Genomic DNA, 23,229 nt, shown 5'->3' on the forward strand with positions numbered 1-23,229 from the left:
TTAGAAAGGAAGTTTACGAGAATGAATAAGATTCCATGTGAGATGATTCAGGATCTTTTTCCATCATATATAGATGGACTTACCAGTGAGAGAACCAATGAACTCATAAAAGACCATCTTGAGAAATGCCCGGATTGTCAAAATATATTGGAAAGCATGAACGGAGATACAGAAAAAGAGTTTTTTCCTGGCAATAACGATACAAAAGCAATTCAGTTTTTGAAAAAAGAAAATAGACTCAGAAAAAGAATAATCATTGGTAGCACAGCGGCTATCATTCTCAGTATTCTTATTGTATTTATCAAGATTTTCATTGTGGGAACGGATTATGAAGAGGGCTATTATGCAATTGAAAAGCTGGATGTGGAAGATAGTGTTTTGCATATACAAGTCAGTACCGAAGATAGCATAAATGTAATCTCAAGAATAAGATTTAAAGAAGATGATGGCGTTGTAACTGCGGTGGTGAGGGAAGTTCCGGTTAGCTTTATCAACCGTCCAGGAAAAGAATTTACATATTCGTTAAAGAATCCCGAGAATTTTAGGCAGGTAAAGATTGGTGGAGTCGTTGTGTGGGAAGATGGAAGCTTGATTTCATACCGTACAGGTAAGCTCTATGAAACCAGACACAGCTACGTCGGTGATGCATCTGCGAATGGAAAAACACTTTGTGCGATGAGGGATGTATGCGGAATGCTTGGAGAGTTTGGAAAGATGCAAAGCCAGCTTGAAACTAGCAATGAACCCTATGGTTGGATACTTTGCCTTGATAAAGAAATTCCCCCTGAAAACGAAGATCTTTTAACTCAAAAAATGGAATACACTTCGTATCTGCTTCTTGGACTTATAGGCAACCTTGATCATGTCACTTTTAAATATAAGGTTGCAGGTAAAAATCGCACAATAACTTTTGACGCATCAATAGCCACTGAATTTCTGGGCCAGGATATCAAGAACTGTGGAAATAGTGCAAAAGTTTTAGATATGTTACTTAAAAAGACTGAAATGTAGGATAATAGTAAAAAACAGTCTGAATTGATTGGTTGTCTCCAAATGTTTAAAATGTCTGTCCTTTATTGATAGTAATGTAAAAGTATATTGTGGAGATGAAGTAAACGTTAATTATGATAAATGAAATACAAGTGCATTCTTGATTTGCATGATGATTGCACTTGTTTAGAGCAGCTTGGGTGTTTTTGCAATTAAGAAAGATAGGAACGTTGAGGAAGATACTGTATGAAGAAAGCCATACCAACCTTGTTAATCATAATAGGAATAATACTTTTTGCATTTAAGATGATTGGAATAGTGTATGACGTATTTTATTGGCCACAAACAGTACAGCCTATGCAAACAGTTTTGGCGGAGAGTAGTCCTGATGGACCAACAGCATACTTTATTGCAAGCAAAATAAGCTATTCATATATATTCTTGGAACTTTTACCAGGTATTGCTTTGATACTTATTGGTATTTTTATGTTTTTGAGTGTTAGAAAAAGACTTCTTAGGGCACTTGTTTGTACCATTTATGGAGTTATTATCATCGTGGCAGGATATGGCATATTCCATGGACCGTCGATTTTCCCACTTTATGCAGATTTTTATCCATTAATCCTTGCTATCATGGCTGCTATGGTCATATTTATGATGATTTCTTCGAGAGGGAAGCCCTCAATGAGGATTCTATCCAGGCCAGATCTTGCAAGATTTGCAGCTTCCCTAATAAGTGGAGTATATAGCTCTCTTATGTTTGGCTGGTGCATCTTAAAGATCATGCATGGTGTGATGCCTTTTGGTATGGAGCCTGTGCAGGTTGGGCCATTTATATCCAATCAGTTTGTTGTGGTATATCTGCTAAATCTGCTGATTTTTGCTGTAGAGCTTTTCAGGAGCATAAAGGATGGGGTGGGCTTTTCAGTCACTGCATATGTTTCGCTCATAGTACTTAACCTGGAGATGATCTATGAAGCGCTGCTTCACGAACCGATAATGGGCGTAGTAGAAGCATTCATGGGGTTTTTTCTCAGATATACAGCGACAATATATTGTGTGCTTCTGATAGTGATGGCAATTCGATTTTTTCTAAATAGAAAAAAGGGAAAAGATTGAATAGTAAATAAGGAAAGACCGGCATCTCATGTGTATGAGGCTTGCCGGTTTTTGTATTTACAATATGTTATTTAGGTGGAATATTCCAATATCCATTTCTGCTAGTTCCAATATATTTAACCATACCAGAATCCGTCATTTTCTTTATGTGATATCTTGTTCCATCAACTGTTAATCCAAGATTTGCTGCTATTTCCTTCTTGGTAATTTGAGGATTCATACGCATCATATTGAGGATTGAATCATGAATATTATTTGGGGGTAGTTTGGGGGTAGTACTACCCCCATCTTCACCCTCATCATAAAACTTCTCATGAATAAAGAGTCTTGTTACAAAGTAATCATGGGCTTCATCAGTCTCGAACTCAGGTAATGGAGATCCATTTGCGCTAAGTGCTTTTAATATCTTCTTGAATCCGGTATTTCTACCCTCAGTTAGATGAAGATCCTTAAGAAATTCACCAATACGGCGATTACGATATCGTCTACTGTATACTTTGTATTCCTTTAAACCTTGAAGTGTTACCGATCTATCCGGTCCTGGATGAGATATGATTTCAATCTTGTCATGGGTAACACGAACTTCAATTGGTTCACGTTCATCATAAGCTTTATGATATACGGCATTTGCAAGAGCCTCTTCGATGGCTGCATACGGATAATTGAAGAAACGATCAGCTTCTGCACGATCTGGATACTTAATAACTTTTTCTGTAATTATCATATTTTGAATATATCGAAGAGCTGCACGTAATTGCTCATGCAATGGCCCTTTAAAGGTCTGCTCAATGATTTTGTCTCCGCCTTCGCCTTCAGGAAACTGCACAACATCGATCTGAGCATATGGAAAGAACTTGTCAGGCTCAGAATTGAAAAACATCAAAGCAACATTTCTGGGCTTTACATATTCCGGTAATTCGCTGATGAGATGCATATTTTTGCATAATTCGGTAAAATCCATGCTGTCTGCCAGACTATATAGATCACTGTCTATCTCACGAAGATAGGATTTAATCAGTGTGAAATTAAGATCTGACAACTCTGCTCTATGATTAACCTGATCATCGTAAGGGGTTCTGTTAGATAAGGTATATAATTCTTTCTGCTCGTCGGGTGAAGGTTCCGCTGTAATTGAACCTTTTCGTATATAGCTTATTTTTTCGTGGTTGTTTTTGTCCATAGTCTTCGGGGAAGAATATGGTCTGCCATATCCTCCCGGACACCAGATAATGATGAATGTTTTATCTTCATATTCTTCTTTTGCGATTATTGGCATATAGTCAGGGCTAATAAGCTTACATTTTTTGAATATACTCTTCTGCCACTCATCAACTTTATCCAAAGGAACTCCAACTAATGGTCTTACAGGAATACCATTCTCTTCAGCGACTCCTAAAACAATATATCCGCCTCCCCAATTGTCCAAATCGTTGGCAAAAGCGCAGATTGTCTTAAGGGAAGCGGCAGGATCCCATGTTGTTTTAAATTCTATTCGAGCCCATTCAACCTCTCGACCTGAGAGAAGGCTATGTATACTTACAGGTAAAGCCAAATCTATTACCTCCATTGGTATGTAATTTCAGTATGTGCAAAAAAAGCACAAACTGATGTCTAATCAAGAAAAGTTATTTATCACCATTCTCCATCGCTTCCCATTCTGCCTTCATAAGCTCCAGCATGCGCTTTCTCTGCTCTTCTTCCGGTATATCAGAATGATCAATTTTGGTAATAGGAACACTTCTCATATTATCAATAAAATATAGCTTCTCACGCTCATAGCTTTCTTGTGAACGTTCAAAGTGACGCAGCTCATTTGTAAGCTTATATGCTTTTTCAATAGCTGAGCATAAATCCTGATTAAGTGTAGCCTCTGGATTATGGAAAACTTCGTTGTGATAAATCTTCAATTCTATCCAGTTGCGATCTTCATCCTCAGTAGCATCTTTTGATTCCAGGTCTACACGGTCATGTATAGAAGTCTTTATGGAAAACTCATTGGTTTCATATAACTCCAGGAAGCATGATAGAACATCGCCTAGACTTCCAAGGTGGAATGTTTCGTCTCGACCGCATAACCAGTCTATTGATACTCCACACTTATCAGCAATATTGATGATAGCGTCTACAGTCGGTTTTATTTTGCCACTTTCGTAGGATGACAATGTGGGCTGGGGAATACCTAGTTCCGCAGCAAAATCCTTCTGAGATTTATTCCCCTGCATAGATCGTAACATCTTAAGACGTTCGCCAAATAAGTTTTCTTTATCACCCATGGTCATGCTCCTTTCTTGTATGTACTATATTCTATCACATTCAGTGAAAGAAATGTATTATCTGTAATAAATATAGCATATACTAATATTGACATATAAAAATAATATTGATAATATAAAAATAGCTTAAGATAATATAAATCATAATAAGCTATAAAAGAATAACAAAGGGTGGTTAAAAAGAACCAAGCGTTTCCCGGAAAACCCGGATGTCGCCGAAATCCCCGGCATTTCCTGATTCAGATGTTGCCGATACAAAATAAAAAACAGAGGAATTATGCTCTGAGAAAGGAGGAAAATGAGAAACAGAGCCAGACAACGAGCAAATCGAAAATTAAAAGAAGAGCTTTTAGATTTCAGGGATGTATGCGGAGTTAAGGATCCAACACCTTACGAAGCAGTAAAGAAAATAGTAAACGAGATGAAGAAAAACAAAGAAAGGAGCAGACATGGAATACACGAATTTGTTAGCAGAGTATGACGATGTATTAAGCATCAATGATGTCAAAAACATTCTTAAGATAGGCCGTAACAAGGTGTACGACTATCTGAGGGACGGAACTATTAAATCCATGATGATAGCGGGAAAATACAGAATTCCAAAGCTTTACCTCTTGGAATTTATGTACCCCGATAGGAAATTTGTTAAGGAGGCAAGTTAAAAAGTATGGCAAGACCGAAGAAAAACGGAAAAAGAGCAACCGGCATTCAGGGGAAAAATGGTTATCTTTATATAATTACTCATCAGTATTTTGTGAAGGATGGAGTCAAGAAAAGTGAGAAAAAGTGGATTTCTACAGGTTTGAAGGATACGCCGGATAACATTAAGAAGGCCTCGGAAATGAGACAAAATCTTCTTAGTAAAAGGGCCACGATTGCTGTTGACAGAAATGTATCGCTAAAAGAATATTCAGATTGTTTTCTAGAGAAAAAGAAGAGAGAGGTTTCAGATACAACCCTTTCTTCTTATTTTTATAGAGTTAACAGGATAACGAAGTATTTTGGTGATACTAAAATCAAAGATGTAAATGTGCTTATGGTCGAGAACTTCCTGGACAATATGTTTGAAACAGATCATGCACAACCACGAACAGTTAAGGATACAAAAGTGTTATTTGGGAGTATTATGGATCAGGCTGTAAAGGATGGAATTATCCCGTGCAATCCAGTCAAAGAGGTAGAGATCAACAAGAATCTCGCAGTCAAATACACCAAGGAACAAAGTACTGACGACAAATTCTTTTCTTACGAGGAAGCGCAGCTCTTTCTGAACAACATAAAGGATCATGAATTATATGAACTATTCTATGTGGCCTTATTCTTTGGAATGAGAAGAGAAGAAATGCTTGGGCTAAGGTGGTCTGCTATAGACTTCAAGGCTAAAACCATGAACATTAATCACACAGTAACCCGAGGAACGAAAGTGAATCGTGTTAATGCTACCAAGACAGCTTCAAGTGCCAGAGAATATCCTCTGACAGATGAGCAGGTGGAAATGTTCAAAAGGCTTAAGGAGAAGGAAAATAAAAACAGAATACTATGCGGTAACGGATACCACGAAAGCGACTACATCTTCAAACATGTTGATGGGTCGCTTTTTTATCCGGATTATCCTACAAAACTGTTTGGCAAACTTATTAAGAAGATGCCGGAGCTACCACAGAATATTACCTTTCATGGTCTTAGGAGTTCCTGTGTTTCCATCCTTGTTCACCAGGGTATGGATGTTAAGAGTATTCAGAAATGGGTTGGCCATAAAGACATTGATACAACATTAAGGATTTACGCAAAGGTTAAAGACAAAGAAGCTAAGCGAGAGATCTCGCAGGCTATGACTGGAATTATTCCTCTTAAGGATTATTCCAACCAGTAACATGACAACTTAATAAGGTTTATAGAGAGCTTATTCTGCGATGAAATAATAAATCTAAGAATAAAAGGGATTTGGTAGAAAAATGGTAGAATTCGGACAAAAAAATAAGGACTTGCAAATCTGCAAACCCTTGTAAATACTGAGTCGAAGTGACAGGATTTGAACCTGCGACCTCTGCGTCCCGAACGCAGCGCTCTACCAAACTGAGCCACACTTCGATATATGTAAAGCGGAAGTTGTAATAAAACTTTCGCAGCACAAAGTATGATACAATGAAAATGTGTGTTTTGTCAATAGCTTATAGAAAAGGTAGAGAAAAATGAACCTGGTAAGTTTTAATGTGGGTAGCAAAGAGTGTGTTTCGTATGTGGAAAGTAATCCTGAATGTGTTATTATACAGCTAATCGGTGAAATAAAAAGTGATTCCTTGTTAGAAGAGATAAAGTATATCAAGAAACGGTCGGATATATCTTTGGCTTTTGTATTTTGTAAAATCGATGATTGGAATAGGGAGCTTTCTCCCTGGAATGCTAAGCCTGTTTTTGGGGATGAGCCGTTTGGCAGCGGAGCTGAAGAAACATTGGAATTTCTTGAAAATGATCTTATTCCAAAAATCATTTCTTCGTACGGATTAAGTAAAGGCTGTCATTTTATTTTGGCGGGGTATTCACTGGCAGGACTTTTTACACTATGGAGTGTCTATCAGAAAGGTATATTTGAGGCTGCGGCAGCAGTATCACCTTCAGTATGGTTTCCGGGGTGGATTGATTACGCAGGTAATCATGAAGCTATTACAAAAAATATCTATATGAGCCTCGGAGATAAGGAAGAGAAAACCCGTAACGCAGTTATGAAAAGTGTGGGTGACTGTATACGAAGACAAAAAGATATTCTTGAGATGGATAATAGTAAAAACGTTGTTTTGGAATGGAATGAAGGAAATCATTTCAGGGATATTGAAATTCGCTGTGCAAAAGGGGTATTATGGTGCCTTGATAAAGTGCAGAGCAATTAAAGATTTAGGAGCATATTATGGAGCAAATAATAATTTCAGATGCAAAGGTAATTCTGAAAAAAGGAGAAGGACGTACTATCAAAGCAGGCGGAGCCTGGATTTTCGATAATGAGATAAACAGAGTGGATGGTGATTTTGAAAATGGTGATATTATCACTGTACACGACCATGATGGGTATTTTATGGGGTATGGTTTTATAAATACAAATTCGAAGATCAGGGTTCGAATGATGTCACGTAGAAAAGAGAATCCTGTAAATGAGGAGCTCATTGAAAAGAGAATACGAAATGCGTGGGAATACAGAAAAGCAGTAATGATCCCTTCCATATACGGAACAGGCTTTGAAACAAAAGAGGCTGATAGTGATGTACTTTCAAAGCTGTCTTGCAGACTGGTATTTGGTGAGGCTGATTTTTTACCGGGTATTACTATAGATAAGTTTTCGGACGTACTTGTTATTGAGTCTTTGGCGCTTGGAACTGATCGTATGAAATCTTTGATTCTCGATAAATGCAGGGAGGTACTTGCTAAGGACAATGTCATAATAAGGGGCATTTTTGAGAGAAGCGATGCAAAGGTTCGCGAACAGGAGGGATTACAGAGAATAAAAGGCTTTATCGGAGAGCCCTTTGATACAAAAGTACTGATTGAGGAAAATGGTGTTAAGTATTATGTTGATGTTGAGAATGGACAGAAAACTGGATTTTTCCTTGACCAGAAGAACAACAGAAGAGCTATAGCGTCATTGTGCAAAGGAAAAAAGGTTCTGGATTGCTTTACACATACGGGGTCATTCGGACTTAACTGTGCCAAGGCAGGCGCAAAATCGGTTCTGGCTGTTGATGCATCAGATCTTGGTTGTGCTCAGGCAGAGGAAAATGCACGATTGAATGGGCTTGAAGATATAATAAAGTTTAAATGTGCTGATGTATTTGATCTTTTGCCTGACTTGGAGAAACAGGGAGAACAATATGATGTAGTTATCCTTGACCCGCCTGCATTTACGAAGTCAAGAGCATCAATAAAGAAGGCCGTTACCGGATACAGAGAAATCAATATCAGAGGAATGAAGCTTGTTAAAAATGGTGGACTTTTAGCAACCTGCTCATGTTCTCATTTTATGGATGAAGAGCTTTTTGCAAAAACCATAAAAGAGGCGGCCCGTAGTGCGCATAAACAGCTAAGGCAGGTTGAATTCAGGCAACAGGCAGCAGATCATCCTATCCTGTGGTCTAATGATGCTTCATATTATTTAAAATTCTATATTTTCCAGGTTACGGAGGAAATGTAAAAAACAAGCTCCACCGGGTTTTATTAAAACCGGCGGAGCTAAATTATTAGAATGTTATTGTTTTTGGTGCTTCTGTAAATGAAGAAAAAGTTGCTGTTGCATTCTTGAGATACAGTACTTCGGTATTATCATCCTCTGCAGAGTACATACCCTGAAGAGAAGGATATGCATCCAGCATATGTTTTTTTGCTTCTATTCTGTCATCACGAACAAGTTCTCCGGCAACACGAAGCCATTTGCCTTCCATAAAGGCACATATTTCTACTTTGGGATTAGCCTGAATTTGTTTGGACACGTCCTTAACTTTTCCGGTCTGAATATAGAGCTTATCTTCAAAGATATCAACCGTTCCAAAAGGACGAACTCTTGGCTGGTCTCCATCAACTGTAGCCAGATAATAGGTACCGCATTTTTTCAAAAATTCGTAAACTTCCTGCATTGTATGCCTCCTTTAGAATAGATTGTGTAAAATATATTATAAATCCGATTTTTAATAAAAACAAGCATTGTAAACAAGGTGGGTACTGTATAATATAAAATTATGATACAGGAAATATTACCGAAAGTTTTTCACAATGAATTTAAAAACGAGCTTCCAAACTCTGATGATTATATATTTTCATTCAGGGGCAGGGAGCTTTTGTGCGTTTTGGGAGATAATGGTGAGTTCAGGTGTCCTAAATTTTGTGAGACCGGAATTGAGTCTGAGGATCTTATATATCTTTTCAAAATTGATGATACAAAATTCTTTTTGCCTAAAAGAGAATACGGTTTTTACATATCTGAGCTTTTAAATGAATTAGATTTCGAAAGGCAGTATCATTATGAGGATATAAGGATTCTTAGACGTGCTGATCCGGGATATCTGTGCTTTGCGGGGATGACGGCATATCATTTGTATGTCTGGTATCGTGATAACAGGTTTTGCGGTAGATGTGGCACTAAAACAGTCATTTATGATAAAGAAAGAGCACTAAAATGCCCAAACTGCGGCAATATTATATACCCTAAGATTTGCCCTGCAGTAATAGTAGGAGTGACTGACAAGAATAAGATAATGATGACAAGATATGCCGGCAGAGCTTATAAGGGAAATGCTTTGATAGCGGGATTTTGTGAAATCGGAGAAACTGCAGAGGATACCGTAAGACGTGAAGTATTTGAGGAAGTAGGATTACAGGTTAAGAATATCAGATATTTTGCCAGTCAACCCTGGGGATTTGACTCAAACCTGTTGCTTGGTTTTTTCTGTGAGCTTGATGGAAAAGGGGATATTCATATTGATGAAAATGAACTTGCAAAAGCAGAATGGGTTGATAGGAGTGAAATAGGTGAAGAAGCAAAAAACCTAAGCCTTACAGCTACTATGATGATGCATTTTAAAGAGCATCCCGAGTTGTTTTTGCATTGATTATTGAAGCAAAGGGGGATAACTATGGAAGAGAAAATGAGGAAGATCGGAAGACAAATGGGTATAAGGATGGGAATTCTTATGAGTTTTTGTCTGGCACTTGTAGGAACACTTACATCAGGGCACTTCACTGTTTTCGGGTTTATAATCAGTTTCATTCTCAGTTCTGTTATCAGCTTGCTAATAGGTTTTTTTATTCCGGTGGGGAAAATCTCAGGGGATGTTTGCAGAAAGCTCAGGCTTGAGAGGGGGAAAATAGGAGCAAGATTAGTTGAGACATTGATTTCAGACCTGATATATACACCCATAATAACTCTGGCGATGGTTGCACTTGCTTATAATATGGCAATGAAACAGAGTGGAGGAATGGCAGAAATCCGGTTTTTACCTATGTTTTTTAGTTCTTTGATCATCTGCTTTGTTGCAGCATTTATTCTTATTTTTATTTTTATGCCGATGATACTAAAACATCTAATGAAGAAAAATGATTTAGTGTGATTTTAATTTAAATGAAAATGCTTTCAATAATCCTGCGTTTTGCAGGATCCGTTCTTTAAAAAAATAGGAAGCCAGTCCAACAAAAAAGCCCGCCTTTATATGAAAAAAGGGTGGGCTTTTACGTATGAAAGATTTAAAAACCAAGATTGTCATTTACAAGAATTACATGTATTCTTCCTTCATGTCTTGAAAATCTCGTCATGAGAAACTGGCAGCAAATTGTGTCAGGAGATTTACAATCCATGCAGCTTCCTGTTTTGGCACATGGAGTAGAAAGTCCAAAACGCTGAGCATTTATTGGAGCAGCGACGTTTCTTGCTCTTTTCATGGCACTGTCTACATCAGGACAGATCTTATTCATTCCGATTATAAATAAAACTTTTTTAGGACCCTGTGCTATAGCAGAAACTCTGTTAGAGTTACCGTCGATATTTATCAGAATGCCGTCTTCAGTCATGGCGTTAGCACTTGATAAAAAGTAATCTGCATCATAAGCTGCAAGCATTGCAGCACGTTTGTCTGTTGCTGCATCACGGTCAATAAAGTTATAATCTGAAGTCTTTAAGGAATCAACAAGACCTATTTCGTGAGCACTCATTGCTCCGCCCATTGCGATGGAACTTCCCTTTGGAATGAGCTCTAAAGCGATTTTTAAAGCATCTTCTTTTGTAGCAGCGTAATACCCGCTCATGTTTCGAGACTCTAATCCACTTATTACTTTTTTTGAAAGAAGTTCGTTTCTCTTTGTTACCATTTCATTCATAGCCATAATCCTCCTGATATTATTCGTGTACGATTAAATATTATTATAAAATATATCGAAATTTACTAAAACAGGTATTTTCATCAAGATATAATTGTTACACAAATATTTCTGATAGTTACAAAAATAATAAAAAGGTATTGATTTTTGTAAATAACGATGTATAATGGAAAATCGTAAGGGAACTATACAGAGGAATGACGTGTAATCAAAATAAAAGAGGGAACAGATACTATATTTGCACGGCAAAAAAATGGGGCACACGTACACTTTGGTGTATGTCATTAAAACATAATCATTTGGTGAAACATCATTCCTAAGATGGGTTGGCTGCGAAACAGGCGCAAAGAAGCGTCATGTTTCGCAGCCAATTTCTTTATACACAAAATCCATAACGTAATAAAATGTTAAAATTAGAAATATTTGAAACAATATAAACAATAGATAAAATAATATAATACTATTATATGATGTGGGTGTCAAAAGTATAGAAACACCCTAAAAATGCACATTGATAACTGAATAAAGCTATGTTTTAGTGCTGATCTGCGGTAAAATATTAGTATCAAATCCAGTATTTAACGAGGTTTCAGCCATGTCATTCATCTTAAATGATCATCAGCAAGTGTCTCTTTTTGATTCTCTTACATTTCTCTCAGAAAGAAAACAGAAGATGCTTGAAAGTTCATGGGCTCATCAGTTTTCGCAAGAGATCTTTGTAAACATCAATGAGATGCTGTTTGCTCCATTATACAGCAGTAGTACCAACTCAAGACCAAACGCTCCAATAAATGTTATCGTTGGCGCAATGATGCTTGCTGAGTTCAATGGCATTTCTGAGGATGAGATGATCGAAACCATGGAGTTTGATTTCCGTTATCAGTATGCTCTTCATACTACCAGCTTTGAGAAGCAGCCAATCAGTGACAGGACTTTCAGCCGTTTCCGTGAAAGAGTCTCAGCTTATGAACTTGTGACTGGTATCGACCTTGTTCATGAGTGTATGGTTTCGCTTTCTGATCATATCTGCAAGTTCATGGACTTAAACCCTAACATTAGACGTATGGACAGTATGATGATTGAGTCTAACATCAAGAAGATGGGACGTCTGGAACTGTTGTATACCTGCTTGTCAAATCTTGTAGCAAGCCTTAAACGAGGCGGTTACAATGACAAGATCAAAGGGTTGGAAGCTTATGCGGATCCTAACAACAGGAATCGTGTCGTATATTACGAAAAGGATATCCCTCAGTCAGAACGGATTCAAAAAGTAATCGATGATGCGGTCAAACTTCTTCCAACATGTAAGGATACCCATGGAGAAACCACTGACTATCAACTGCTTGAAAGAGCAATCTCAGAACAGACCAAGGATGATGGCAATGGCCATATCATTCCGAAAGATAAAGGTGAAATGAATGCCACTATTCTTCAGAATCCAGCTGATCCGGAGGCAACCTTCAGAAGTAAGGCTGGTAAAGAGCACCGCGGATATGTAGCCAATCTCACAGAAACTGTTGGTGAAAATGGATCCATTATCACAGACTACCAGTATGATGTGAATACCAGAAGTGATGCATCATTCATCAAGGAATACATCGACAACCAGGAAGAATCTCCTGAAGCTATAGCGCTTATAACCGATGGAGCTTATGACAGCCATGAGATAAAAATGCAGGCTGCTAAAAAAGGCATTGCAGTTTTCTCAACAGGCCTTATTGGTAAACAACCAAATCCTATACTTGCTGAATTTGAGATCACAACTGAAGGTACGGTATCAAAATGTCCTGCTGGAAATGTTCCAAAGAGCACTTCTTACATAAAACAGACAAACAGCGCACGAGTATCTTTCACAAGAGAAACATGTGAAAACTGTCCGCACCGATGTGAATGCAATCCGAAGCTGAAGAAGCGGACTGCCACAATGGTTATATCCTTAAACTCCAGAAAACGTTTGTTAGGATCTTTGGAGATTCTGGATGATGATACCAGAAATAAAATCGGCAGAATCAGGAACGGTGTAGAGACTTCACCGTCAATCCTCAGAAATAAATATGGCGTTGATAAAATGCCTGTCCGTGGAAAGCTAAAGACAAAATACCGCTTTGGCTTTAAAGTTGGTGCCCAAAATTTCGCCAAACTGATGCGGTTTATTAAAGGTAAATCGAAATGCCGGGCATTGGTTATGGAATGACGGTAATAAAGGGGATGAATATGCTCCTCAATAAGGAAATCTGTCATCAAACATAGTTTTATTCAGTTATCAATGTTCAAAATACATGTCAAGGTCACGTATAAATGTGACTTTTGGCACCTACATCATTATATTGTAATTAAGACATTTTGGATTTAGAATGCCTATGTAGTTGTATTGTTTTTTGAAAAAATAAATACACAAGGGGGAATATCATTTGGGGAAGAATTCTAAATTTGGCATTTGCCTGGTCGTTGTAGAAATTGTCTTATTATTTTTTTATTGCAGCACTCTGATAAAACATAATGATGATAAGAATATCATTATTGCTTCGGATGAAATCAGCTATGCTGCTGAATCAGATCAAAACGGAGAAAGTGTCAGAGTTTCTGAAGGTGCAAATATTCTTGGTGCACAGGATACCGGTACAAACAGAAGATTGGTAGTGGGAGATATACATCTTTTTCCGGGATTATATCAAGTGGATACAGCTTATGATACTGATATACCTATCGGTTCTACCATAGGGGCAAACATATCAGCATATGATAAAGCGGAAAATTCAAGGATTAAGTCAGAATCAGTATTTTTATCTGCTAAGGACAATAACGCAAGATTTTATATATATGTTTATGATGAAGCGGATATAGTTATTCGACTTATAATGGATGATGAAAATACGGCAAATATAAGTGTGAATCAGATTATGGTTTCAAGACAGCCGCTTAAATCTGTATTACCTACCCTTTTTTATATGCTTGTTGTGTTCGGGTTAATTGATGGAATCTACTATTGCTTTTTGTATAGAGGGGATGAGATCAGAAAGCACAAGCTAGTAATTTTCTCAGTTGTAGTAACAGCTTTGCTATCATCAATACCGCTTTGCGCAGGAAGCCTTCTCAAAGGATATGATATGAGATTCCACTTTTACAGGGTCTACGCTCTAGCGGAAGGGCTTAGAAGTGGACAGTTTCCGGTTTACGTTTATCCTGAATATGCAAATGGTTATGGCTATGCTGTGGGGATTTTTTATCCGGATACTTTCTTATATATTCCGGCAATTTTATATCTGATTGGAGTTCGGATGGAAGTTGCCTATATGTTTTTTATGTTTTTTATCAATATTTTTACGGTATTTATCTCATATTATTCTTTCAAAAAAATTGGAAAAACAACAAACAGCGGTATCGTTGGAATGGTAATTTACACTATGGCATTGCCGAGACTTGTAGCGCTATATACAAGAGGAGCGCTTGGTGCTGCAATGGCATATGTATTTGCGCCTCTGCTGGCTCTTGGGCTTATTGAAATGATAAGAGGCAATGATAAAGAAGAAAGGTTTTCATGGATTCATGTAACTCTCGGCATGAGTGGGATTATTTCTTCTCATTTGCTGGGAAGTATCATGGCAGTGTTTTTTTCCGTGATATTTGCACTTATTAATTCAAAACAATTCTTCAAGAAAAATATTATTTTAAATGTTTTAAAATCGATTCTTGCTACAGCGTTAATATCGGCTTCTTTTATTGTTCCTTTTTTATCGGGAATGCTTCAGAATGATATCGATTCGAAGGCGAATGCAACAACAATTGCTGATTATGCGGCATTTTCTGCGCAGATTTTTTCCAATGGATTTAATATTATCGGTGATGTATGGGAAGATCCGGTGGGGATGCTAAATGACATGCCTATGAGCCTGGGTGTGGCAACTCTTATAATGATTGTATTTATAATAGCTCTTGCAGTTTTAGATTACGTAAATTATAAAAACAGTATTCTGAAAAAGACGGGAGTGATTTTTGTTATTGCAATATGGATGTCATCAACATTATTCCCTTATAAATGGATGAGCTTTCACATGAAGAGCATTTACGGATTTTTGACCAAATTCCAATTTGCATACAGGTTCCTGGCTGTAGCGAGTTTAGCCGCCGCCGTTATTGCTACTGTTACATGTGAGGAAATAATAAGGGATAAGAATATAAAAAAGATTTTTATGGCTGCTATAGTAGCTGCTTTTATGCTGCAGGGGATAGACGTGCTGGATGATTACACAGATGAAATGGTTCCGTTCGAATACTCGGAATCATACAGAAATCTTGATGTAAGCGCGCTTTATACAGGGGAATACCTGCCTCATGATTTTGATGCCAATGATATTTCGGAAAATGTGGATTGCAGTGAGCTTGAAAGTAGCGGCGGATATTTTGAAATAACAAACCAAAAGGGTACAACAATTGAAGGCGATGTTTTTAATCCATCCGACACAGATGCGGAAGTAGTAATGCCAAGAGCATATTATCAGGGATATGTAGCTCTTATTGGGGATGACAAACTTATTGTCAGATCATCAGAAAATGGTAAAGTGAGAGTCTTGGTTCCTTCAGGTGTTAAGGGTAAAGTGAAGTTAAAATATAAGCCGCAGCTTTTATGGCTGTTATCTTCTTTGATATCACTAATTGCGGTTGTAATACTGATTGGAAGTTATTTGAAAAGTGAATTTTGCAAGAAGAGAAATAAAAACAGGCTTTCAAAGGTAAGGTAACTATGAGTTATATCGAAGTAACAAATCTGAAGAAAAATTTTGTAGTCAAAAAGAAAAGAGAAAAAGGAAAACTATTTAGAGAAAAGGAAACTGTAAATGCTCTTAAAGAAGTATCCTTTTCAGTTGAAGAAGGAGAGCTGGTAGGTTATATAGGTCCAAACGGAGCCGGTAAATCAACTACTGTCAAAATCCTTTCGGGAATCCTTACACCTGATGATGGAGAAGTTCTGGTTGGCGGTATTGTTCCGTGGAAAGAACGCAAACAGCATGTTAAGGATATCGGGGTTGTATTTGGCCAGCGTAGTCAGCTCTGGTGGGATGTTCCAATTATAGACAGCTATAACCTTTTGAAAGATATATACAGGATTCCTCAGGGAGATTATGAAGCAAGGCGTGGTGAACTGGCGAAGGCACTTGACCTTGAACCTCTTATGAGAACTCCGCTTCGCCTTCTGAGCCTTGGGCAGAGAATGAGGGCTGAGCTTTGTGGATCACTCCTTCACAGACCAAAGCTTCTTTTTCTTGATGAGCCTACGATTGGACTTGATGCTGTGAGCAAGCTTGCTCTTCGTGATTTTCTCAAGTGGGAAAATAAGGAGTATGGCACGACTATCATGCTTACAACTCATGATATGGAAGATATCGCTGCTCTGTGTTCAAGGGTTATGGTACTTGGACATGGTCAAAAGCTATTTGATGGAAAGCTTTCTTATCTTCTTGAGCGTTTCGATACTGTACGTAATGTTAGTGTAAAATATGGATCCGAAGAACCTGATCTTAAACTTCCGGAAGGAATTATGTGTAAAAGAACAGAAGATGGATTCGAGCTAAGCTATCAACCTTCAAAATTTCCCACTGCAAAGCTACTTTCTGTATTGCAGGAAGCAGGTAACATAAGAGAGATTACACTTCAGCCTGAGAACACAGATCACCTGATTGCTGCTATGTACAAGGAGCTTGACCTATGAAATCTTATGTCTCTGTTTTTAAAATGCGGCTTCGGATGGAGCTTCAATATCGGGGGGCCATGATTGGCGGAATTTTGTGTCAGATGTTCTTTGGGCTTGTTCTTGTTGCGCTTTACAGGGCACTTTATGAAGGGAATCCACAGTCTGTTCCGATTGAAAATGTTGCAACATACGTATGGCTTCAGCAGGGATTTTTCAGAATGATGCTGGCATCCGATTCAGAGCTTTTAGACAAAATAAGGACAGGAGATATCATTTATGATATGAGCCGCCCGGTAAATATGTATGGCTTTTACTATGCCAGGATCATGGCATTAAAGATGATGGGAAGTATTATGCGTGCGGTGCCTATGTTCGTTTTGGCATCTCTTCTTCCAAAGGGATGGGGCATGAGTTCTCCTACATCAATCTTTTCATTTCTTGCTGCAATTCCTGCACTTATTCTTGGTCTCTTATGTGTGTGCGCCCTTGAAAATATAACTGTTGCTTTTACCATGATTACTTTGGATCCCAGGGGAATCCAGGGACTACTTAATCTTTTGATGATGACACTTTCAGGAAATATACTTCCGCTTACTCTTTTTCCGGAGAGTTGGCAGAAGGTTATAACTCTTTTTCCATATGCTCAGCTACTGGATGCGCCTATAAGGATATACACAGGTGATTATGGACTAAAAAGCGTACTCACAGTATATGCAATTCAGGGTACATGGACAATCTTACTTGTAGCATTTGGAATATATTTGTGGAACCAAAACAAGAAACGAATGATCGTACAAGGTGGCTAAAGGAAGTGGTTGGGGTAATATAAAATGACACCATAAGTATCGGACTATAAAAACAAGGAATAAGGTAATGAATACACTACGATTATATATTAAATCGATGGGGATGCTTCTTAGAAGTCATCTGCAATATACCAGTTCGTTTTTCATGCAGACTCTTGCTCAGCTGGTTATGGAGGGCGGTGAGATGATGGCGGTCATCCTTATTGTTGACAGATTTCAAAATCTAAAGGATTGGTCCGGCGGCAATCTTTATTTCTTTTTTGGAATGATGTCTGTATCTTTTTATCTTACAGAGATGTTTGGAAGAGGAATAACAGGAGATTTTCCGTCTATGGTAAGGTCGGGACGTCTTGATACTTTCCTTGTAAGACCAAGAGGAGTGCTCACTCAGATTATGTGCTCCGGAACAGACCCAAGAAGGATAACATGTATTGCTGTTGGAATAGTGGCACTTATTATGGGTAGTAGTCTTTCCGGGATAGTATGGAGCCCTCTTAAGGTATTTGTTCTCATAGAGTCTATTGCTATGAGTTGTCTTCTTATACTGGGACTTTTTATGATAGAGGCTATTTTTTGCATATTTAGTGTAAAATCAGTAGAACTCGTAAATGCGATTACCTACGGTGGAAGAAGTGCATGTCAATATCCGATTGATGTATATCCGTTACCGCTGCGGGCATTGTTCACTATTGTGGCTCCTTTTGCACTTACTCTTCATGTACCTGCTTCATGGATTCTTGGTAAAACTCTTTACGGATGGCCCTGGTGGGCAGCACTGGTTACACCCCTTTCAGGGGCAATAGTATTTGGGATTATGACTATTTTGTTTCATCTGGCATTAAGACATTACAGATCAACAGGAAGCTGATAATACTAATTCTTTTCAAAGTAAATAATATCCATAATGGCACTTATCTTATCTGTTTTTCCGGTTCGTTTATAGCCAAGTTTCTCATAGAGATGGATATTACCCGGTTCCTGAAGGATAGTGTCAAGTGCCCAGTTATCGCTGCCGTAAATCTGTTCGGCTGCAATAATTGCTTGCTGAGCATATCCCTTGCTGCGATACTCGGGCATGATCCATATAGGAGAAATGCGTTTTCTGCTACCGTCTTTTTTGTCAACGATTTTGATTCCGCCAACATGAACTCCGTCAGCTATAATAAAATAGTATGCAGTTCCTTCAAAATCGTACTTCTGAAGGATTCTTTCATAGCTTTCAGCGGCCGGACTCATGTCATAATCATGGTATTTATCCAAAAGACCTTGAAATGCAGCCACTTGCATTTTCCAAAGAATGTGCATGTCTTCTTTTTTTGCTTTTTTCAGTTTCACACTCATTTCATTAGTATCCTCTAAAGTTGTATATGTCAATTTTTGAACAATATAGAGCAGAAAATGTCCTGGCAATAAAAAAATTTTGTTATTGCCATATTTTCATACCTAAAAAATGACCCGACGTGTTCCGCATCATATTGAGAGGCGTGTCGGGTTCTGATAAATTCATTGTATGTAAGACATGAATTCCAGTCAATCACTTCCTTAACTGGTTACTTTATTAGAAGTGTTTGCTACCGAAATAGCAGTTCTTATGTGACGCTTGATAATAAAGACAATATGTTATGGAGTGTCTTTCGCCGTAAGCACACCCTATAAACTAGAAAAGACCACTTCAAGACCACTTCTCATTTTGAGAATTCGAAAAAAGACCACTTCAAAGACCACATATTTTCACTTCTGTGAAGTGGCTTGTAAAAGGCTGGAGTGATATTTCATAATACAATTAGAAGTAATAACCGATATACGTATTGAGGAGGTGAGCGATATGACAGTTACAGCTGAAACACTCCGCAAACTGGATTCACTTAATGAACAAGACTTTAACATGATAGTAAGCCTGATAGATAGACTAAGCGTATCACAGGATACCAATAATGATCTCGAGACGTTCAGACAGATTAGGAAGAGGACATCTAAAAATCCAATGACGGAGGAAGAAGTCGAGACAGAAGTTGCTGAAGCCAGGAAGGAGCTTTATGTAACAAATCGTAATTGATACTAATATACTTGTTAATGCCTTGAAATCCCAAAACGATGATGCTAAATCGGTTCAACTTTTGGAAGATGTTTTCAGAGGAAAGTATGAAATTGGTTTGTCATCTGAGATAGTAAAGGAATACCGGGATGTTTTGCACAGACCGCATTTGAATATCGATCCTGAAGATGCAGATGCTGTAAGAGCTCTTGTTGAGAAGCATGGTTATTACATTGAACCAAGACCATCAACAAATGATTACGTGGAAATGCGTGATGAAAAGGATAGGGTATTCTTTGATGTAGCAAAATGTCTTAATACCAAGCTTATCACTCGTAATTATAAGGATTATCCCGTGTATGAACGTGTAACTCTGATTGATGAATTGTACTAATGGAGTTGCTACATTGTGGCTATGCCAAATGGCATAGTCACTTTTTTCTATATAGGAATTAACGAATATTAACGGGAGTTTTGCATATTATTCTCATATATTGACGCTTGTTAACACTAGCGTTAATGTTGATCTCATATCAGTCAGCAAAAAAGAATGTATTTGTATGGAGGAAATCGTTGTGTTTATCGAAGAAAGACATCAGGCAATACTTAAGTATCTTCAAGAAAATGGCAGTATTACCAATGCAGATATACAGAATAGCTTTGGTGTAAGCTATGATTCTGCTAAAAGAGATTTAAGAATACTGGAAGAAAAAGGGCTATTGAAGAGAACACATGGCGGTGCAATCCCTGTAAGGCAGGTAGTTAATGGAAGACCTCATAATGAGACCGTGAAAGACATAGCTGTGATCAAAGAAAGCGCTTCGAACAGATACATCATAACTTCCCGGATTTGGACATGAATATCGTTATTCCCAATGAGAATAACATGACCAGGTTTATGGAAATGATAGAAGAAAATCATGGGAGCGTTCAGGATTATTTTTCTTCTATAGGAATTAATGCTGAGGTACAGCAAAGAATTTGTGAGAAGTTATGCCACACTTAAAGAAAGAGAATGGGAGGAGCTCTGGTTATACGTTATGAGATTGAATCAATACGGCTCGAATCAATAAAAGGATAGCTTATGAAAAACTAACAGACACTCCAAATTCATCGCCGTCCCTACGCTCACACTAAAGACTAGAAAATACCACTTCAAGACCACTAAGTAAATCCATGGTACAGAAAAACCCCAGACACAGTCTGAGGTTTTTTGCATGAAAAGAGCGATAGACGGGGCTCGAACCCGCGGTCTCCACCTTGGCAAGGTGGCGCTTTACCAACTAAGCTACTATCGCATATATGTAAACGAGCTAAGCTCGATTACCACAATATTGATTTTTAAGAGCGATAGACGGGGCTCGAACCCGCGGTCTCCACCTTGGCAAGGTGGCGCTTTACCAACTAAGCTACTATCGCTTATATGTGAAGTTGCTTTCGCAACGCAAAAAGAATGATACAACAAATAAATGATGATGTCAACAGAAATAAGTGTCTTTTTTTTATTTTTTTGTATGGCTTAAGTGATATTATGGAAAGTGCAAAAATGAAAATCAAGAAAATATCATATTTATAGATGAGAAAAGCATGGCGATCAGATTATCGGAATATTTAAAAAATAAATATGGAGAGAAGGTTTACAGGTTATCTTTATCATCGGGATGCAGCTGTCCAAACCGGGACGGTAGTATAAAACTTTCTGATGGAACAGCTCTTTACGGAGGCTGTACATTTTGCTCGGAGGGAGGTTCCGGTGAATTTGCGGCCGATGTTGCGCCGATAGACATTCAGATTGAGGATGCAAAAGAAAGGATAAGGAAAAAGACTAACGCTCAAAAATTCATCGCTTACTTCCAGTCGTTTACAAATACGTATGGGGATATCGACAGATTAACAAAACTGTATATGGAAACAATCAGGAGGGAAGATATAGAGATTTTGTCGCTTGGGACAAGACCTGATTGTCTTGGAAGCGATGTGATGGAAATGCTTTGTGAACTTAGAAAGGTAAAGCCGGTTTGGATAGAGCTGGGACTTCAGACAATTCATGAAGCTACGGCAAAGAGTTTTCACAGAGGATATGAGCTTAGTGTTTTTGAGGATGCCTACCATAGGCTTAAAGAAATTGGAGTAGAGGTTATAGTTCATGTGATATTTGGTCTTCCGGGAGAATCCAAGGAGGATATGATTTCAACAATAAAGTATTTATCTGACCTTAAGCCTTCAATAGATGGAATTAAAATACAAAATCTCCAGATATTAAAAGGGACAAGAATGTATGAAGAGTATGAAAAAACACATTTTCATATTCTTGATCTTGAAGAATATTCAGAATTGTTGCGGGAGAGCTTAATTATCCTGCCGGAAAACACGGTTGTGCACAGGATGACCGGAGACGGACCAAGGCGGCTTCTGGCCAAGCCGCTTTGGAGTCTTGATAAGAAGAATGTCTTAAATACTATAAACAGAAAAACCGGTGACTTGTTTAGTGTGAAATAGCCCAGAATGCGACAGCGCTTGCGGCGGCTACATTCAGGGAATCAACCTCATGAGACATGGGGATTTTAACACAGTAATCACAGCTTTCAATTGTTTCGGGTAAAAGACCGTCACCTTCAGCCCCAAGATAGATAGCAAGTTTTGGTACATTTGTGATTTTGGGATCATCTATTGAATGGGAATTATCTCTTAGTGCCATGGCAACGGTGGTAAAACCGAGGGAATTAAGATTTTCCGGTGTGAAATTTTCAGGAAGAAAGGTCCATGGCACCTGGAAAATGGTTCCCATGCTGACACGGATTGCTCTTCTGTAAAGAGGATCGGTGCAGCCGTGTGAAAACAGAACAGCGTCAACAGAAAGAGCAGCTGCGCTTCTCACAATGGCTCCTGCATTGGTAGGATTTGTTATATTTTCAAGGACAGCAATTCTTCTTGCACCTGCGCAAATATCATGAACAGAGGGGAGCGCCTTCCTTTTCATGGCACATAAAACGCCTCTTGTAAGGTGGAAGCCTGTTATTTTTGTTAATACACTGTCATCTGCACAATAAACGGGAACGTCATTAGGGAGAGAATTTATCTTTTCAAGTAATGAAGCTCCCTCACCCTTTATCTGATTTTCTTCAATGAGCAGAGATACAGGTTCATACCCTGCGTTTATAGCGCGTTCAATTACTTTTGGGCTCTCTGCGATGAAAATGCCCGGTAAAGGTTCGTTTATATGGTATAGCTGCACCTCTGATCTTTCGTTATAGACAGCGAGTCCCGGAGAATCCAGGGAATCTGTTTTTTGGAAGGTTATCATATTTTTCTCCATACGACCTAATGCATCGTTTCTATAAAAGAAATCCTTGTTTTTCACCCGAGAGCACTTTTCTAAAAGCTTCGACGTAAGAAAGTTACTTTGTGATTGATTTTATTAGGCCGCTTTATTATCTGCTTGTTATTTTCAAAATATTTACAACA

The 23,229-nt window shown here is 38.2% G+C and carries 25 protein-coding genes and 3 tRNA genes; 19 read left to right on the top strand and 9 right to left on the bottom strand.

Annotation, left to right across the window (positions count from 1 at the left end):
* The first annotated feature begins 21 nt into the window (after positions 1-21).
* Positions 22-1,011 (top strand): DUF4825 domain-containing protein, encoded by a 990-nt coding sequence (locus BV60_RS0117630; protein WP_029323859.1) that lies wholly within the window; start codon positions 22-24, stop codon positions 1,009-1,011.
* A 225-nt stretch (positions 1,012-1,236) separates the two neighbouring features.
* On the top strand, positions 1,237-2,109 hold the full coding sequence (locus BV60_RS0117635) for a hypothetical protein (protein ID WP_029323860.1): 873 nt from the start codon (positions 1,237-1,239) through the stop codon (positions 2,107-2,109).
* 67 nt (positions 2,110-2,176) lie between these two features.
* Here the strand turns inward: BV60_RS0117635 and BV60_RS0117640 are convergent, their stop codons facing one another.
* Together BV60_RS0117640 and BV60_RS0117645 are read right to left on the bottom strand one after the other, a co-directional pair.
* Positions 2,177-3,661, bottom strand: a complete 1,485-nt coding sequence (locus BV60_RS0117640; RefSeq protein ID WP_029323861.1) for an RNA-binding domain-containing protein — start codon at positions 3,659-3,661, stop codon at positions 2,177-2,179.
* A gap of 73 nt (positions 3,662-3,734) precedes the next feature.
* On the bottom strand, positions 3,735-4,382 hold the full coding sequence (locus BV60_RS0117645) for a helix-turn-helix domain-containing protein (protein WP_051200968.1): 648 nt from the start codon (positions 4,380-4,382) through the stop codon (positions 3,735-3,737).
* A gap of 298 nt (positions 4,383-4,680) precedes the next feature.
* On the opposite strand from BV60_RS0117645, the gene BV60_RS0117650 reads away from it, so the two are divergent.
* Genes BV60_RS0117650 through BV60_RS22320 form a run of 3 tightly spaced genes read left to right on the top strand, consistent with a single transcriptional unit; the run spans position 4,681 to position 6,255 of the window.
* Entirely contained in the window at positions 4,681-4,863 is a 183-nt protein-coding gene (locus BV60_RS0117650) for a hypothetical protein (RefSeq protein WP_029323864.1), read from the top strand.
* Positions 4,832-5,044, top strand: coding sequence for a helix-turn-helix domain-containing protein (locus BV60_RS0117655; protein WP_051656833.1), 213 nt, complete (start codon positions 4,832-4,834; stop codon positions 5,042-5,044). The genes BV60_RS0117650 and BV60_RS0117655 overlap by 32 nt, the downstream gene beginning before the upstream one ends.
* A 5-nt stretch (positions 5,045-5,049) precedes the next feature.
* Complete coding sequence (locus tag BV60_RS22320; protein WP_051656834.1) at positions 5,050-6,255, top strand: tyrosine-type recombinase/integrase; 1,206 nt, start codon at positions 5,050-5,052, stop codon at positions 6,253-6,255.
* A 144-nt stretch (positions 6,256-6,399) separates the two neighbouring features.
* On the opposite strand, the gene BV60_RS0117665 is transcribed toward BV60_RS22320, so the two are convergent.
* Positions 6,400-6,473 (bottom strand) — tRNA-Pro (locus BV60_RS0117665).
* Between the two features lie 101 nt (positions 6,474-6,574).
* Between BV60_RS0117665 and BV60_RS0117670 the strand changes: the two genes are divergently transcribed.
* Together BV60_RS0117670 and BV60_RS0117675 are read left to right on the top strand one after the other, a co-directional pair.
* Complete coding sequence (locus BV60_RS0117670; RefSeq protein WP_029323870.1) at positions 6,575-7,270, top strand: alpha/beta hydrolase; 696 nt, start codon at positions 6,575-6,577, stop codon at positions 7,268-7,270.
* A gap of 17 nt (positions 7,271-7,287) precedes the next feature.
* The gene (locus BV60_RS0117675; RefSeq protein WP_029323871.1) at positions 7,288-8,562 is read left to right on the top strand and encodes a class I SAM-dependent rRNA methyltransferase; all 1,275 of its coding nucleotides are present in this window, start codon (positions 7,288-7,290) and stop codon (positions 8,560-8,562) included.
* A gap of 46 nt (positions 8,563-8,608) precedes the next feature.
* Here BV60_RS0117675 and BV60_RS0117680 read toward each other — a convergent pair whose 3' ends face one another.
* Positions 8,609-9,001 (bottom strand): pyridoxamine 5'-phosphate oxidase family protein, encoded by a 393-nt coding sequence (locus tag BV60_RS0117680; RefSeq protein ID WP_029323873.1) that lies wholly within the window; start codon positions 8,999-9,001, stop codon positions 8,609-8,611.
* Positions 9,002-9,103: 102 nt separating this feature from the next.
* Between BV60_RS0117680 and nudC the strand changes: the two genes are divergently transcribed.
* Both nudC and BV60_RS0117690 read left to right on the top strand, forming a co-directional pair.
* Positions 9,104-9,973, top strand: a complete 870-nt coding sequence (gene nudC, locus BV60_RS0117685) for an NAD(+) diphosphatase (protein ID WP_029323875.1) — start codon at positions 9,104-9,106, stop codon at positions 9,971-9,973.
* A 24-nt stretch (positions 9,974-9,997) separates the two neighbouring features.
* The gene (locus tag BV60_RS0117690) at positions 9,998-10,471 is read left to right on the top strand and encodes a hypothetical protein (RefSeq protein WP_051656835.1); all 474 of its coding nucleotides are present in this window, start codon (positions 9,998-10,000) and stop codon (positions 10,469-10,471) included.
* Between the two features lie 133 nt (positions 10,472-10,604).
* On the opposite strand, the gene BV60_RS0117695 is transcribed toward BV60_RS0117690, so the two are convergent.
* Positions 10,605-11,234 (bottom strand): lactate utilization protein, encoded by a 630-nt coding sequence (locus BV60_RS0117695; protein WP_029323879.1) that lies wholly within the window; start codon positions 11,232-11,234, stop codon positions 10,605-10,607.
* Positions 11,235-11,829: 595 nt separating this feature from the next.
* Here BV60_RS0117695 and BV60_RS0117700 point away from each other — a divergent pair.
* From BV60_RS0117700 to BV60_RS0117720, 5 genes are all read left to right on the top strand, one after another.
* The gene (locus tag BV60_RS0117700) at positions 11,830-13,428 is read left to right on the top strand and encodes a transposase (protein ID WP_029318998.1); all 1,599 of its coding nucleotides are present in this window, start codon (positions 11,830-11,832) and stop codon (positions 13,426-13,428) included.
* 217 nt (positions 13,429-13,645) lie between these two features.
* Positions 13,646-15,973 (top strand): hypothetical protein, encoded by a 2,328-nt coding sequence (locus tag BV60_RS0117705; RefSeq protein WP_029323881.1) that lies wholly within the window; start codon positions 13,646-13,648, stop codon positions 15,971-15,973.
* Positions 15,974-15,975: 2 nt separating this feature from the next.
* Positions 15,976-16,941 (top strand): ABC transporter ATP-binding protein, encoded by a 966-nt coding sequence (locus tag BV60_RS0117710; protein ID WP_029323883.1) that lies wholly within the window; start codon positions 15,976-15,978, stop codon positions 16,939-16,941.
* On the top strand, positions 16,938-17,729 hold the full coding sequence (locus tag BV60_RS0117715) for an ABC transporter permease (protein ID WP_029323885.1): 792 nt from the start codon (positions 16,938-16,940) through the stop codon (positions 17,727-17,729). Before BV60_RS0117710 ends, BV60_RS0117715 begins: the two co-directional genes overlap by 4 nt.
* A 67-nt stretch (positions 17,730-17,796) precedes the next feature.
* Positions 17,797-18,597, top strand: a complete 801-nt coding sequence (locus BV60_RS0117720; RefSeq protein ID WP_081846741.1) for an ABC transporter permease — start codon at positions 17,797-17,799, stop codon at positions 18,595-18,597.
* A 5-nt stretch (positions 18,598-18,602) separates the two neighbouring features.
* Here the strand turns inward: BV60_RS0117720 and BV60_RS0117725 are convergent, their stop codons facing one another.
* Positions 18,603-19,070, bottom strand: coding sequence for a GNAT family N-acetyltransferase (locus tag BV60_RS0117725; protein WP_029323890.1), 468 nt, complete (start codon positions 19,068-19,070; stop codon positions 18,603-18,605).
* A 484-nt stretch (positions 19,071-19,554) separates the two neighbouring features.
* On the opposite strand from BV60_RS0117725, the gene BV60_RS0117730 reads away from it, so the two are divergent.
* The 4 genes from BV60_RS0117730 to BV60_RS23265 all read left to right on the top strand — a co-directional run bounded on the left by BV60_RS0117730 (position 19,555) and on the right by BV60_RS23265 (position 20,770).
* A complete protein-coding gene (locus BV60_RS0117730) occupies positions 19,555-19,785 on the top strand; it encodes a hypothetical protein (protein WP_029323891.1) in 231 nt (76 codons plus the stop codon).
* Between the two features lie 22 nt (positions 19,786-19,807).
* Positions 19,808-20,158 carry a PIN domain-containing protein gene (locus BV60_RS0117735; RefSeq protein ID WP_197029590.1) on the top strand — a complete coding sequence of 117 codons (351 nt, stop codon included), beginning with the start codon at positions 19,808-19,810 and terminating at the stop codon, positions 20,156-20,158.
* Positions 20,159-20,339: 181 nt separating this feature from the next.
* A complete protein-coding gene (locus BV60_RS0117740; RefSeq protein ID WP_029323895.1) occupies positions 20,340-20,624 on the top strand; it encodes a DeoR family transcriptional regulator in 285 nt (94 codons plus the stop codon).
* On the top strand, positions 20,621-20,770 hold the full coding sequence (locus tag BV60_RS23265) for a hypothetical protein (RefSeq protein ID WP_156036152.1): 150 nt from the start codon (positions 20,621-20,623) through the stop codon (positions 20,768-20,770). The genes BV60_RS0117740 and BV60_RS23265 overlap by 4 nt, the downstream gene beginning before the upstream one ends.
* Positions 20,771-20,989: 219 nt before the next feature.
* Here BV60_RS23265 and BV60_RS0117750 read toward each other — a convergent pair.
* Positions 20,990-21,062: transfer RNA gene (locus BV60_RS0117750), tRNA-Gly, on the bottom strand.
* 48 nt (positions 21,063-21,110) lie between these two features.
* Positions 21,111-21,183: transfer RNA gene (locus BV60_RS0117755), tRNA-Gly, on the bottom strand.
* A gap of 168 nt (positions 21,184-21,351) precedes the next feature.
* On the opposite strand from BV60_RS0117755, the gene BV60_RS0117760 reads away from it, so the two are divergent.
* A complete protein-coding gene (locus BV60_RS0117760) occupies positions 21,352-22,263 on the top strand; it encodes a TIGR01212 family radical SAM protein (RefSeq protein ID WP_029323897.1) in 912 nt (303 codons plus the stop codon).
* On the opposite strand, the gene BV60_RS0117765 is transcribed toward BV60_RS0117760, so the two are convergent.
* Positions 22,250-23,068, bottom strand: a complete 819-nt coding sequence (locus BV60_RS0117765; RefSeq protein WP_029323898.1) for a TrmH family RNA methyltransferase — start codon at positions 23,066-23,068, stop codon at positions 22,250-22,252. The two genes, BV60_RS0117760 and BV60_RS0117765, sit on opposite strands and share 14 nt — an antisense overlap.
* Between the last annotated feature and the right edge of the window lie 161 nt (positions 23,069-23,229).

The sequence above is a fragment of the Butyrivibrio sp. AE3004 genome (assembly GCF_000703165.1).
Taxonomy (GTDB): domain Bacteria; phylum Bacillota; class Clostridia; order Lachnospirales; family Lachnospiraceae; genus Butyrivibrio.